Source organism: Neisseria gonorrhoeae (assembly GCF_013030075.1).
Taxonomy (GTDB): domain Bacteria; phylum Pseudomonadota; class Gammaproteobacteria; order Burkholderiales; family Neisseriaceae; genus Neisseria; species Neisseria gonorrhoeae.
Genome location: NZ_AP023069.1, coordinates 1396191 through 1410291, shown reverse-complemented (window position 1 = coordinate 1410291; position 14101 = coordinate 1396191). Strand labels below are relative to the sequence as shown.

Sequence of the window (14101 nt, the reverse complement as noted above, 5' to 3'; positions counted from 1 at the left end):
CTTGTGTTTTAGAAGACTAAGGGAGTTTGGGAAAGATTGCCGCAACTTGGAGAATGCCCTCTCCCCGGCCCTCCCCCACGGGGGAGGGAGCGGATTGCGGCAGATTTTGCGGTTGCAGGCGGTTTGAAAAGCAACTTGGATTTACCGTTGATTTCAGGTCGTATGAAAAATAAAAAACAGCCTGCACAAGCTGATTAGTTTACAGAAACCTTAACCCCAACAGCCGCACCGTCCTCTCTCCCTGCGGGAGAGAGTTAGAGAGAGGGCAACAAGCCGCAAGGTTTGTATTTTAGAAGACTAAGGGAGTTTGGGAAAGATTGCCGCAACTCGGAGAATGCCCTCTCCCCGGCCCTCCCCCGCGCAGGGGAGGGAGCGGATTGCGGCAGATTTTGCGGTTGCAGGCGGTTTGAAAAGCAACTTGGATTTACCGTTGATTTCAGGTCGTATGAAAAATAAAAAACAGCCTGCACAAGCCGTATTAGTTTGCATAAACCTTAACCCCAACAGCCGCACCGTCCTCTCTCCCGTGGGAGAGGGCTGGAGAGAGGGCAACAAGCCGCAAGGTTTGTATTTTAGAAGACTAAGGGAGTTTGGGAAAGATTGCCGCAACTCGGAGAATGCCCTCTCCCCGGCCCTCCCCCACGGGGGAGGGAGCGGATTGCGGCAGATTTTGCGGTTGCAGGCGGTTTGAAAAGCAACTTGGATTTACCGTTGATTTCAGGTCGTATGAAAAATAAAAAACAGCCTGCACAAGCTGATTAGTTTACAGAAACCTTAACCCCAACAGCCGCACCGTCCTCTCTCCCTGCGGGAGAAAGCTAGAGAGAGGGCAACAAGCCGCAAGGTTTGTATTTTAGAAGACTAAGGGATTTGGGAAAGGTTGCCGCAACTTGGAGAATGCCGTCTCCCCGGCCCTCCCCCACGGGGGAGGGAGCGGATTGCGGCAGATTTTGCGGTTGCAGGCGGTTTGAAAAGCAACTTGGATTTACCGTTGATTTCAGGTCGTATGAAAAATAAAAAACAGCCTGCACAAGCTGATTAGTTTACAGAAACCTTAACCCCAACAGCCGCACCGTCCTCTCTCCCTGCGGGAGAGAGTTAGAGAGAGGGCAGTAAGCCGCAAGGCTTGTGTTTTAGAAGACTAAGGGATTTGGGAGAGGTTGCCGCAACTTGGAAAGTGCCCTCTCCCCAGCCCTCCCCCGCGCAGGGGAGGGAGCGGATTGCAGCAGGTTTGGCGGTTGCAGGCGGTTTTAAAAGCAGCGCGGGAATGACGGTATTTTGGTTTATTTACTAAAAATATAAAAAAGCATTTGCAAATTTTTTAAAAATAAATAAAATAATAATCCTTATCATTCTTTAATTGAATCGGGTTTGTTATGAACAATCCATTGGTGAATCAGGCTGCTATGGTGCTGCCTGTGTTTTTGTTGAGCGCTTGTCTGGGCGGAGGCGGCAGTTTCGATCTTGATTCTGTCGATACCGAAGCCCCGCGTCCCGCGCCAAAGTATCAAGATGTTCCTTCCAAAAAACCGGAAGCCCGAAAAGACCAAGGCGGATACGGTTTTGCAATGCGCTTCAAGCGGCGGAATTGGTATGGGTCGACAAAAGAAGACAGGGTTAAACTGAACGAGAGTGATTGGGAACAAACGGATAATGGTGGTATCAAAAACCCTTCCAAACAAAAAAGTATTATTGATGCCTTAACTGGAAATGATGGAGAAACATTGCAAGATTCAAGTCAAGAAGGTCAGAGTATATCTAAGGTTGAGGGCTATCACGATTTCAAATACGTATGGTCGGGTTTTTTTTATAAACGGATTGGGCGTACAATTAAAAAAGACGATTCATCTAGTAAAATAATCGAAGTCAGAAACGGTCCTGACGGTTATATTTTTTATAAAGGCAAAAATCCCTCGAGACAACTCCCTGTATTGGGACAGGTTACGTATAAAGGGACTTGGAATTTCTTAACTGATGTGAAAGCAAATCAGAAATTTACAGATTTAGGAAATACTTCTACGAAACCCGGCGACCGATATAGTGCTTTTCCCGGGGAGTTGGATTATATAGTCAAAAAAGAGGATGATAAAAAAGAAAAGCACAAAGGTTTGGGATTAACAACAGAAATAACGGTTGATTTTGAGAACAAAACCCTCAAAGGAAAATTAGTTAAAAACAATCATGTAATCAATGATAATAGTGATGATCAAAATAAATATACCACCGAATACTACACCCTTGATGCGACGCTTAGGGGCAACCGCTTCAGCGGCAAGGCGATGGCAACCGACAAATCAAAAAATGGTGAAACCGGGGATCAAACCAAGAAACATCCCTTTGTTTCCGACTCGTTTTCTCTGAGCGGCGGCTTTTTCGGCCCGCAGGGTAAGGAATTGGGTTTCCGCTTTTTGAGCGACGATGGAAAAGTTGCCGTTGTCGGCAGCGCGAAAACCGGAGACAAAGCCGAAAATGGGGGCGGTAACGGTGCTTCGGGCGGTGCAAGCGTTTCCGTATCAAACGGTGCGGCAGGCACGTCGTCTGAAAACGGTAAGCTGACCACGGTTTTGGATGCGGTTGAATTGACACCAGACGGCAAGGAAATCAAAAATCTCGACAACTTCAGCAACGCTACCCGACTGGTTGTCGACGGCATTATGATTCCGCTCCTGCCCACCGAAAGCGGGGACGGTCAGGCAGATAAAGGTGAAAACGGCAAAACAGCCTTTATCTACGAAACAACCTACACGCCGGAAAGCGATGAAAAAAACACCCAAGCCCAAACAGGCGCGGGCGGCATGCAAACCGTTTCAAATGCGGCGGGCGGCACAAGTGGCGAAACAAAAACCTATAAAGTCCAAGCCTGCTGTTCCAACCTCAATTATCTGAAATACGGGTTGCTGACGCGCAAAACCGCCGGCAACACGGGGGGAGGCGGCAAAGGCAGCCAAGCCGCCGCCCAAACGGCACAGGGCGCACGAAGTATGTTCCTTCAAGGCGAGCGCACCGATGAAAACAAGATTCCACAAGGGCAAGACATCGTTTATCGGGGGTCTTGGTACGGGTATATTGTCAGCGGCACAAGCTGGAGCGGCAATGCTTCCAATGCAACGAGTGGCAACAGGGCGGAATTTACCGTGAATTTCGATGCGAAAAAAATTAACGGCAAGTTAACCGCTGAAAACAGGTCGGAGGCAACCTTTACCATTGACGCCATGATTGATGGCAACGGCTTTAAAGGTACGGCGAAAACCGGTAATGGCGGCTTTGCGCCGGATCAAAACAGCAGCACCGGTACACATAAAGTGCACATCACAAGTGCCGCGGTGCAGGGCGGTTTTTACGGGCCTAAAGCCGAAGAGTTGGGCGGATGGTTTGCCTATCCGGGCAATGGACAAACGAAAAATGCGCAAACTTCATCCGGCAATGGAAATTCAGCAGGCAGCGCGACCGTGGTATTCGGTGCGAAACGCCAAGAGCTTGTGCAATAAGCACGGCTGCCGAACAATCGAGAATAAGGCTTCAGACGGCATCGTTCCTTCCGATTCCGTCTGAAAGCGAAGGGTAGGGAAACACTATGCAACAGCAACATTTGTTCCGATTCAATATTTTATGCCTGTCTTTAATGACTGCGCTGCCCGCTTATGCAGAAAATGTGCAAGCCGGACAAGCACAGGAAAAACAGTTGGACACCATACAGGTAAAAGCCAAAAAACAGAAAACCCGCCGCGATAACGAAGTAACCGGTTTGGGCAAATTGGTCAAAACCGCCGACACCCTCAGCAAAGAACAGGTACTCGACATCCGAGACCTGACGCGTTACGACCCCGGCATCGCCGTCGTCGAACAGGGGCGCGGCGCAAGCTCGGGCTACTCGATACGCGGTATGGACAAAAACCGCGTCGCCTTGACGGTGGACGGCTTGGCGCAAATACAGTCCTACACCGCGCAGGCGGCATTGGGCGGGACGAGGACGGCGGGCAGCAGCGGCGCAATCAATGAAATCGAGTATGAAAACGTCAAGGCTGTCGAAATCAGCAAAGGCTCAAACTCGGTCGAACAAGGCAGCGGCGCATTGGCGGGCTCGGTCGCATTTCAAACCAAAACCGCCGACGATGTTATCGGGGAAGGCAGGCAGTGGGGCATTCAGAGTAAAACCGCCTATTCCGGCAAAAACCGGGGGCTTACCCAATCCATCGCGCTGGCGGGGCGCATAGGCGGTGCGGAGGCTTTGCTGATCCGCACCGGGCGGCACGCGGGGGAAATCCGCGCCCACGAAGCCGCCGGACGCGGCGTTCAGAGCTTTAACAGGCTGGCGCCGGTTGATGACGCGAGCACATACGCCTATTTCATCGTTGAAGAAGAATGCAAAAACGGGGGTTACGAAAAGTGTAAAGCGAAAAAAGATGTTGACGGCAAAGACGAACGTCAAACGGTTTCCACCCGAGACTACACGGGCCCCAACCGCTTCCTCGCCGATCCGCTTTCATACGAAAGCCGGTCGTGGCTGTTCCGCCCGGGTTTTCGTTTTGAGAATAAGCGGCACTACATCGGCGGCATACTCGAACGCACGCAACAAACTTTCGACACGCGCGATATGACGGTTCCGGCATTCCTGACCAAGGCGGTTTTTGATGAAAATAAAAAATACGGATCGATAAGAGGCCACGGCAAATACGCGGGCGACCACCGATACGGCGGGCTGATTACCAAAGGTGAAAACGGTGCGCAGGTGGGCGCGGAATACGGTACGGGCGTGTTTTACGACGAGACGCACACCAAAAGCCGCTACGGTTTGGAATATGTCTATACCAATGCCGATAAAGACACTTGGGCGGATTATGCCCGCCTCTCTTACGACCGGCAGGGTATCGGTTTGGACAATCATTTTCAGCAGACGCACTGTTCCGCCGACGGTTCGGACAAATATTGCCGCCCGAGTGCCGACAAGCCGTCTTCCTACTACAAATCCGACCGCGTGATTTACGGGGAAAGCCACAGGCTCTTGCAGGCGGCATTCAAAAAATCCTTCGATACCGCCAAAATCCGCCACAACCTGAGCGTCAACCTCGGTTACGACCGTTTTGGTTCCGACCTCCGCCATCAGGATTATTATTATCAACATGCCAACCGCGCCTATTCGCCGAAAACGCCCCCTCAAAACGGCGATAAAAAAACCATCCCCAACGGCGGCAAGGACAAGCCCTATTGGGTCAGCATAGGCGGGGGAAATGTGGTTACGGGGCAAATCTGCCTCTTTGGCAACAATACTTATACGGACTGCACGCCGCGCAGCATCAACGGCAAAAGCTATTACGCGGCAGTCCGGGACAATGTCCGTTTGGGCAGGTGGGCGGATGTCGGCGCGGGGTTGCGCTACGACTACCGCAGCACGCATTCGGACGACGGCAGCGTTTCCACCGGCACGCACCGCACCCTGTCCTGGAACACCGGCATCGTCCTCAAACCTGCCGACTGGCTGGATTTGACTTACCGCACCTCAACCGGCTTCCGCCTGCCCTCGTTTGCGGAAATGTACGGCTGGCGGTCGGGCGATAAAATAAAAGCCGTCAAAATCGATCCGGAAAAATCGTTCAACAAAGAAGCCGGCATCGTGTTTAAAGGCGATTTCGGCAACTTGGAGGCAAGTTGGTTCGACAATGCCTACCGCGATTTGATTGTCCGGGGTTATGAAGTGCAAATTAAAGACGGCAAAGAAGGAGTCAAAGGCGACCCGGCTTACCTCAATGCCCAAAGCGCGCGGATTACCGGCATCAATATTTTGGGCAAAATCGATTGGAACGGCGTATGGGATAAATTGCCCGAAGGTTGGTATTCCACATTTGCCTATAATCGTGTCCGTGTCCGCGACATCAAAAAACGCGCAGACCGCACCGATATCCAATCACACCTGTTTGATGCCATCCAACCCTCGCGCTATGTCGTCGGCTCGGGCTATGACCAACCGGAAGGCAAATGGGGTGTGAACGGTATGCTGACTTATTCCAAAGCCAAGGAAATCACAGAGTTGTTGGGCAGCCGGGCTTTGCTCAACGGCAACAGCCGCGATACAAAAGCCACCGCGCGCCGTACCCGCCCTTGGTATATTGTGGATGTGTCCGGTTATTACACGGTTAAAAAACACTTCACCCTCCGTGCGGGCGTGTACAACCTCCTCAACCACCGCTATGTTACTTGGGAAAATGTGCGGCAAACTGCCGCCGGCGCAGTCAACCAACACAAAAATGTCGGCGTTTACAACCGATATGCCGCCCCCGGCCGCAACTACACATTTAGCTTGGAAATGAAGTTCTAAACGTCCGAACGCCGCAAATGCCGTCTGAAAGGCTTCAGACGGCATTTTTTACACAAATTTCACCGTTCCCCATCCCTCCCGACAATACCGTAATCCCGAAACCCGTCATTCCCGCGCAGGCGTGCATCCGGGTCTGTCGGGTTTCGGTTTCTCCGATAGATTCTCGCTGCGTTGGGGTTTCTAGATTCCCACTTTCGTGGGAATGACGATTCAGATATTCCTAATAGCAAGCCGCCGGCGGGCATCATAGTCCTCTCTCCCTGTGGGAGAGGGTTAGAGAGAGGGCAGTAAGCCGCAAGGCTTGTATTGGGGCGGTTAGGGAATTTTTTGAGCGGGGGGGGAATTGCCGCAACTTGAAAAATGCCCTCTCCCAAACCCTCCCCCACAGGGGAGGGGCGGGTTGCAGCAGATTTTGCGGTTGCAGGTAGTTTGAAAAGCAGATTGGATAAGCAGCCGTTAATTACAGGTCGTCTGAAAAACAAAAAGCAGCCTGCACAAGCTATTTTCTTTTTCCTGGAATAGCGCATTGAAAAGAGTATGATAATGGAAACATAAAAGATTCCGGCAAATGTCCGTGCGCCGTTCCCCTCCGTCATTCCCGCTCAGGCGGGAATCCGGGTCTGTCGGGTTTCGGTTTCTCCGATAGATTCTCGCTGCGTTGGGGTTTCTAGATTCCCACTTTCGTGGGAATGACGATTCAGATATTCCTAATAGCAAGCCGCCGGCGGGCATCATAGTCCTCTCTCCCTGTGGGAGAGAGTTAGAGAGAGGGCAGTAAGCCGCAAGGCTTGTATTGGGGCGGTTAGGGAATTTTTTGAGCGGGGGGGGAATTGCCGCAACTTGAAAAATGCCCTCTCCCAAACCCTCCCCCACAGGGGAGGGAGCGGGTTGCAGCAGATTTTGCGGTTGCAGGTAGTTTGAAAAGCAGATTGGATAAGCAGCCGTTAATTACAGGTCGTCTGAAAAACAAAAAGCAGCCTGCACAAGCTATTTTCTTTTTCTTGGAATAGCGCATCGAAAAGAGTATGATAATGGAAACATAAAAGATTCCGGCAAATGTCCGTGCGCCGTTCCCCTCCGTCATTCCCGCGCAGGCGGGAATCCAGGTCCGTCGGCATAGGAACTTATCGGATAAAACGGTTTCTTGAGATTTGACATTCTAGATTCCCACTTCCGTGGGAATGACGGGGTGCGGGTTTCCGTGCGGATGCGTTCTAGATTCCCGCTTTCGCGGGAATGACGGGATTCCGGTTTGCGGATTGATTTGAAGTTGCAAAATCCCAACGGATCGGATTCCCGCCTGCGCGGGAATGACGGCGGAAGGTTTTTTGTCTTTCCTGATTATAGTGGATTAACAAAAATCAGGACAAGGCGAGGAAGCCGCAGACAGTACAAATAGTACGGAACCGATTCACTTGGTGCTTCAGCACCTTAGAGAATCGTTCTCTTTGAGCTAAGGCGGGGCAACGCCGTACCGGTTTTTGTTAATCCGCTATAAATGTCCGCAATCTGAAATCCCGGCCGTGGGGGCGACGGTATAAATATTTCTATTTCAATCCAATATAAAATGCCGTCCGAACATCGTTCGGACGGCATTTTTAATGCTTCGAATCAGTTGGTGCCGACTTTGATTTTCTGCCACAGGCTGACCGACAGTTTTTTCGCATCCGTACTCATTTGCGGCATGACGAAACCGTCTTTCATATCCTGCTCGTTCGGGAAGATGGAACGGGTGTTCACCAACTCGGCAGGCATTTTTTCGCGCGCCGGTTTGCTGGCGGGGGCGAAGGTTACGGCGATGCCGTTTTTCGCCGCGATTTCGGGGTCGAGCGTGTAGTTGATGTATTTGTGGGCGTTGGCGACGTTTTTCGCATCGGCGGGAATCAGCCAAGACTCAATCCAGAAGCCCATACCTTTCGGTGTCAGCACTTCGATGCCGACGTTGTTTTTCACTTCTTCGGAACGCGCTTTCGCCAAGTTCAAATCGCCGCCGTTGCCTGCCGCCAGGCAGATGTCGCCGCGCGCCAGCTCGTCGATGATGGACGGGCTGAAACGTTTGACGTCCGGACGGATAGACTTCAACACTTCCGCCGCCGCCTTCAAATCTTCAGGATTCGAACCTTTGGGGTCTTTGCCCAAGTAGTTCAGCAAAATCGGGAACATTTCGCTGGGGGTGTCCCACAAGGCGATGCCGCAGGATTTCAGCTTGCGGGTGTATTCGGGTTTGAACAGCAAATCCCAGCCGTTTTCGGGCAGCTTGCCGCCCAAAAGCTCTTTGCCCTTCGCCGTAATCGCAACCGTGTTCACGCCGGAGAAATAGGGGACGGCATACTGGTTGCCCGGGTCGGCGGCTTCCAGCATTTTCAAGAGTTCGGGATCGATGTTTTTATAGTTGGGAATCAGGTCTTTGTTGACTTTTTGATACGCGCCCGCCTCGATTTGGCGCGGCAGGAAGGCGATGCCCGGCACGACCAAATCGTAACCGGATTTGCCGGTCAGCATTTTGGCTTCCAGCGTTTCGTTGTTTTCGTACAAGTCGTAAGTCAGCTTCAGATTGTTGGCTTTTTTAAAGTCTTCGACCGTACTCTCGTCAACATAATTCGACCAGTTGTAGATGTTCAGAGTATCGGTGGCAGCGGCTTCGGCATTGGCAGCAGGTGCGCTGCCTGCTTGAGGCTGCACGGCGTTTTTTTCGCTGCCGCCGCAGGCTGCCAGAGACAGCGCGGCCAAAACGGCTAATACGGATTTTTTCATACGGGCAGATTCCTGATGAAAGAGGTTGGAAAAAAAGAAAACCCCGCGCCCCATAAACACCCCGGCGCAAGGTTTGGGCATTGTAAAGTAAATTTGTGCAAACTCAAAGCGATATTGGACTGATTTTCCTAAAAAATTACCCTGTTTCCAAAAAGGGGGGGGGAAACGGCCGCCCGATTTTGCCGTTTTTTTGCGCCGTCAGGGTGTCCGACGGGCGGATAGAGAAAAAAGGCTTGCATATAATGTAAACCCCCTTTAAAATTGCGCGTTTACAGAATTTATTTTTCTTTCAGGAGATTCCAATATGGCAAACAGCGCACAAGCACGCAAACGTGCCCGCCAGTCCGTCAAACAACGCGCCCACAACGCTAGCCTGCGTACCGCATTCCGCACCGCAGTGAAAAAAGTATTGAAAGCAGTCGAAGCAGGCGATAAAGCTGCCGCACAAGCGGTTTACCAAGAGTCCGTCAAAGTCATCGACCGCATCGCCGACAAAGGCGTGTTTCATAAAAACAAAGCGGCTCGCCACAAAAGCCGCCTGTCTGCAAAAGTAAAAGCACTGGCTTGATTTTTGCAAAACCGCCAAGGCGGTTGATACGCGATAAGCGGAAAACCCTGAAGCCCGACGGTTTCGGGGTTTTCTGTATTTCGGGGGTAAAGTTCGAAATGGCGGAAAGGGTGCGGTTTTTTATCCGAATCCGCTATAAAATGCCGTTTGAAAACCAATATGCCGACAATGGGGGCGGAGATGAATACACGAAATATGCGCTATATTCTTTTGACAGGACTGTTGCCGACGGCATCCGCTTTTGGAGAGACCGCGCTGCAATGCGCCGCTTTGACGGACAATGTTACGCGTTTGGCGTGTTACGACAGGATTTTTGCGGCACAGCTTCCGTCTTCGGCAGGGCAGGAAGGGCAGGAGTCGAAAGCCGTACTCAATCTGACGGAAACCGTCCGCAGCAGCTTGGATAAGGGCGAGGCGGTCATTGTTGTTGAAAAAGGCGGGGATGCGCTTCCTGCCGACAGTGCGGGCGAAACCGCCGATATCTATACGCCTTTGAGCCTGATGTACGACTTGGACAAAAACGATTTGCGCGGGCTGTTGGGCGTACGCGAACACAATCCGATGTACCTTATGCCGTTTTGGTATAACAATTCGCCCAACTATGCCCCGAGTTCGCCGACGCGCGGTACGACTGTACAGGAAAAATTCGGACAGCAGAAACGTGCGGAAACCAAATTGCAGGTTTCGTTCAAAAGCAAAATTGCCGAAAATTTGTTTAAAACCCGCGCGGATCTGTGGTTCGGCTACACCCAAAGATCCGATTGGCAGATTTACAACCAAGGCAGGAAATCCGCGCCGTTCCGCAATACGGATTACAAACCTGAAATTTTCCTGACCCAGCCTGTGAAGGCGGATTTGCCGTTCGGCGGCAGGCTGCGTATGCTCGGTGCGGGTTTTGTCCACCAGTCCAACGGACAGAGCCGTCCCGAATCGCGTTCGTGGAACAGGATTTATGCCATGGCAGGCATGGAATGGGGCAAATTGACGGTGATTCCGCGCGTGTGGGTGCGTGCGTTCGATCAGAGCGGCGATAAAAACGACAATCCCGATATTGCCGACTATATGGGGTATGGCGACGTGAAGCTGCAGTACCGCCTGAACGACAGGCAGAATGTGTATTCCGTATTGCGCTACAACCCCAAAACGGGCTACGGCGCGATTGAAGCCGCCTACACGTTTCCGATTAAGGGCAAACTCAAAGGCGTGGTACGCGGATTCCACGGTTACGGCGAGAGCCTGATCGACTACAACCACAAGCAGAACGGTATCGGTATCGGGTTGATGTTCAACGACTGGGACGGCATCTGAATACCGTTTCAAACGGCATATCAAGTTGCCGTGCCGTCTGAAGCCGCCGGCGGTTTGGCGGGGCGGGATAAAAAATTCGTTTGAATCCGGGCAAACGCGTATAATGTGCGGTTTGTACGGACTTTGTCGGAATCAAGCAAGATGACGGAACCTGCGGCCGAAGGCGGCAAAGCTGCCAAGGCGTTAAAAAAATATCTGATTACAGGCATTTTGGTCTGGCTGCCGATTGCGGTAACGGTTTGGGTGGTTTCCTATATCGTTTCCGCGTCCGACCAGCTTGTCAACCTGCTGCCGAAGCAATGGCGGCCGCAATATGTTTTGGGGTTTAATATCCCCGGGCTCGGCGTTATTGTTGCCATTGCCGTATTGTTTGTAACCGGGTTATTTGCCGCAAACGTGTTGGGCCGGCAGATTCTTGCCGCGTGGGACAGCCTGTTGGGTCGGATTCCGGTTGTCAAATCCATCTATTCGAGTGTGAAAAAAGTATCCGAATCGCTGCTGTCCGACAGCAGCCGTTCGTTTAAAACGCCGGTACTCGTGCCGTTTCCCCAATCGGGTATTTGGACAATCGCATTCGTGTCCGGTCAGGTGTCGAATGCGGTTAAGGCCGCATTGCCGCAGGATGGCGATTATCTTTCCGTGTATGTCCCGACCACGCCCAACCCGACCGGCGGTTACTATATTATGGTAAAGAAAAGCGATGTGCGCGAACTCGATATGAGCGTGGACGAAGCGTTGAAATATGTGATTTCGCTGGGTATGGTCATCCCTGACGACCTGCCCGTCAAAACATTGGCAGGACCTATGCCGCCTGAAAAGGCGGAGTTGCCCGAACAACAATAAAGCCGCCGTTCAGACGGCATTTTCCGTTTTCAGTTTAAATCAATAAAAGGTGATTTTATGCGTACCAACTATTGCGGCCTGATCAGCGAGCAATACTTAGGCCAAACCGTTACCGTCAAAGGCTGGGTACACCGCCGGCGCGACCACGGCGGTGTGATTTTTATCGACCTGCGCGACCGCGAAGGCATCGTCCAAGTCGTGATCGATCCCGACACGCCCGAAGCGTTTGCCGCTGCCGATTCCGCCCGTAACGAATACGTTTTGGGCATTGCCGGCCGCGTACGCAACCGTCCCGAAGGCACGACCAACGATAAAATGATTTCCGGCAAAATCGAGATTCTTGCCAAAGAAATCGAAGTGTTGAACGCCGCCGCTACGCCGCCGTTCCAAATCGACGACGAAAACATCAGCGAAAACGTGCGCCTGACCAACCGCGTTATCGACCTGCGCCGCCCTGTGATGCAGCGCAACCTGCGCCTGCGTTACCAAGTCGCTACGGGCGTTCGCCGTTATCTGGACGCGCAAGGCTTCATCGACATCGAAACGCCGATGCTGACCCGCTCCACTCCGGAAGGCGCGCGCGACTACCTCGTACCGAGCCGCGTTCATCCGGGCGAGTTTTTCGCGCTGCCGCAATCGCCGCAATTATTCAAACAACTGTTGATGGTGGCGGGTTTCGACCGTTACTACCAAATCACCAAGTGCTTCCGTGACGAAGACTTGCGCGCCGACCGCCAACCTGAATTCACTCAAATCGACTTGGAAACCTCGTTCCTGAACGAGGATGAAATCATGGACATCACTGAAGGCATGGCCAAACAAGTCTTCAAAGATGCTTTGAACGTAGATTTGGGCGACTTCCCACGCATGCCTTATTCTGAAGCCATGTTCTACTACGGCTCTGACAAACCGGACATGCGCATCAACTTAAAATTCACCGAGTTGACCGACCTGATGAAAACGGAAGAATTCAAAGTCTTCCGTGGCGCAGCCGACATGAAAGGCGGCCGCGTAGTCGCTCTGCGCGTGCCTAACGGCGCCAAATTCAGCCGCAAAGAAATCGACGAATACACTAAATTTGTCGGCATCTACGGCGCGAAAGGTCTGGCATACATCAAAGTAAACGATGCGGGCAACCTCTCCAACGGCGAAGACAGCGGCCTGCAATCTCCAATCGTAAAATTCTTGTCTGAAAACGCCCTGAAAGAAATCATCGAGCGTACCGCCGCGCAAAACGGCGACATCATCTTCTTCGGTGCGGACAAAGCCAAAGTCGTGAACGAAGCCGTCGGCGCATTGCGTATCAAAGTCGGCTTGGAACACGGCAAAGACAACGGCTACTTCACAGACGAATGGAAACCTTTGTGGGTTGTCGATTTCCCGATGTTCGAATACGACGAAGAAGCCGACCGCTACGTTGCCGTACACCATCCGTTTACCGCGCCTAAAGAAGGTCATGAAGACCTGATGGTTTCCGATCCTGCAAACTGCCTGGCCCGTGCCTACGATATGGTATTGAACGGCTGGGAAATCGGCGGAGGCTCTATCCGTATCCACCGTGCAGACGTACAAGAGAAAGTGTTTGCCGCGCTGAAAATCAGCCCTGAAGAGCAACAAGAGAAATTCGGCTTCCTCTTGGACAACCTGAAATTCGGTGCGCCTCCTCACGGCGGCCTTGCATTCGGCCTCGACCGTCTGGTAACGCTGATGACCGGTGCCGAATCCATCCGCGACGTGATTGCCTTCCCGAAAACACAACGCGCCCAATGCCTGCTGACCGATGCGCCCAACAGCGTGGACGATAAGCAGTTGCGTGAATTGAGCCTGCGTCTGCGTCAAAAAGCAGTTGAAACAAAAGAAGCATAAGGAAAACAGAGCCGTTTGACGGCTCTGTTTTTTCAGACGGCATTTACGCTTCTTGACTTCCCTCTAATTCAAACCTAATTTTGCTGTGTTTTAATGGCGGTATTGAAAAACACATCTTGTTCAATCAACCGATAAAAAAAGGACTGAAAATGAAAAAACTGTTATTGGCCGCCGTTGTTTCCCTAAATGCCGCAACCGCATTTGCCGGCGACTCTGCCGAGCGTCAGATTTACGGCGATCCCCATTTTGAACAAAACCGCACAAAAGCCGTGAAAATGTTGGAACAGCGCGGTTATCAGGTTTACGATGTCGATGCCGACGACTACTGGGGCAAACCTGTTTTGGAAGTGGAAGCCTATAAAGACGGCCGCGAATACGACATCGTGTTGTCTTACCCCGACCTGAAAATCATCAAACAGCAGCTCGATCGCTGACTCCTTTGATGGAAA

The 14101-nt window shown here is 51.9% G+C and carries 8 protein-coding genes; 7 read left to right on the top strand and 1 reads right to left on the bottom strand.

Annotated elements, in window-relative coordinates; all coding sequences use genetic code 11:
* The first annotated feature begins 1376 nt into the window (after nucleotides 1-1376).
* The gene (locus tag HT085_RS07315; protein WP_014580321.1) at nucleotides 1377-3488 is read left to right on the top strand and encodes a transferrin-binding protein-like solute binding protein; all 2112 of its coding nucleotides are present in this window, start codon (nucleotides 1377-1379) and stop codon (nucleotides 3486-3488) included.
* A gap of 86 nt (nucleotides 3489-3574) precedes the next feature.
* Nucleotides 3575-6313, top strand: a complete 2739-nt coding sequence (gene tbpA, locus HT085_RS07310) for a TonB-dependent transferrin-binding protein TbpA (RefSeq protein WP_004465694.1) — start codon at nucleotides 3575-3577, stop codon at nucleotides 6311-6313.
* 1611 nt (nucleotides 6314-7924) lie between these two features.
* Here the strand turns inward: tbpA and HT085_RS07305 are convergent.
* Nucleotides 7925-9067: an extracellular solute-binding protein gene (locus tag HT085_RS07305; RefSeq protein ID WP_010361543.1), complete on the bottom strand. Its 1143-nt coding sequence runs from the start codon at nucleotides 9065-9067 to the stop codon at nucleotides 7925-7927.
* Nucleotides 9068-9371: 304 nt separating this feature from the next.
* Here HT085_RS07305 and rpsT point away from each other — a divergent pair, with 304 nt between their 5' ends.
* The 5 genes from rpsT to HT085_RS07280 all read left to right on the top strand — a co-directional run bounded on the left by rpsT (nucleotide 9372) and on the right by HT085_RS07280 (nucleotide 14086).
* Complete coding sequence (gene rpsT, locus HT085_RS07300) at nucleotides 9372-9635, top strand: 30S ribosomal protein S20 (protein WP_002212556.1); 264 nt, start codon at nucleotides 9372-9374, stop codon at nucleotides 9633-9635.
* A 159-nt stretch (nucleotides 9636-9794) separates the two neighbouring features.
* Nucleotides 9795-10943, top strand: coding sequence for a phospholipase A (locus tag HT085_RS07295; RefSeq protein ID WP_003689377.1), 1149 nt, complete (start codon nucleotides 9795-9797; stop codon nucleotides 10941-10943).
* Nucleotides 10944-11084: 141 nt separating this feature from the next.
* Nucleotides 11085-11786 (top strand): DUF502 domain-containing protein, encoded by a 702-nt coding sequence (locus HT085_RS07290; protein ID WP_010358891.1) that lies wholly within the window; start codon nucleotides 11085-11087, stop codon nucleotides 11784-11786.
* A 57-nt stretch (nucleotides 11787-11843) separates the two neighbouring features.
* On the top strand, nucleotides 11844-13652 hold the full coding sequence (gene aspS / locus HT085_RS07285) for an aspartate--tRNA ligase (RefSeq protein WP_004465659.1): 1809 nt from the start codon (nucleotides 11844-11846) through the stop codon (nucleotides 13650-13652).
* 149 nt (nucleotides 13653-13801) lie between these two features.
* Nucleotides 13802-14086, top strand: coding sequence for a PepSY domain-containing protein (locus HT085_RS07280; RefSeq protein ID WP_004465656.1), 285 nt, complete (start codon nucleotides 13802-13804; stop codon nucleotides 14084-14086).
* The last annotated feature ends 15 nt before the right edge of the window (nucleotides 14087-14101 follow it).

What these genes read in the sequence shown, in the direction of transcription:
- HT085_RS07315 (WP_014580321.1), top strand. Translation starts at nt 1,377, where the DNA reads ATGAACAATCCATTGGTGAATCAGGCTGCTATGGTGCTGCCTGTGTTT.
- tbpA (WP_004465694.1), top strand. Translation starts at nt 3,575, where the DNA reads ATGCAACAGCAACATTTGTTCCGATTCAATATTTTATGCCTGTCTTTA.
- HT085_RS07305 (WP_010361543.1), bottom strand. Translation starts at nt 9,067, where the DNA reads ATGAAAAAATCCGTATTAGCCGTTTTGGCCGCGCTGTCTCTGGCAGCC.
- rpsT (WP_002212556.1), top strand. Translation starts at nt 9,372, where the DNA reads ATGGCAAACAGCGCACAAGCACGCAAACGTGCCCGCCAGTCCGTCAAA.
- HT085_RS07295 (WP_003689377.1), top strand. Translation starts at nt 9,795, where the DNA reads ATGCCGACAATGGGGGCGGAGATGAATACACGAAATATGCGCTATATT.
- HT085_RS07290 (WP_010358891.1), top strand. Translation starts at nt 11,085, where the DNA reads ATGACGGAACCTGCGGCCGAAGGCGGCAAAGCTGCCAAGGCGTTAAAA.
- aspS (WP_004465659.1), top strand. Translation starts at nt 11,844, where the DNA reads ATGCGTACCAACTATTGCGGCCTGATCAGCGAGCAATACTTAGGCCAA.
- HT085_RS07280 (WP_004465656.1), top strand. Translation starts at nt 13,802, where the DNA reads ATGAAAAAACTGTTATTGGCCGCCGTTGTTTCCCTAAATGCCGCAACC.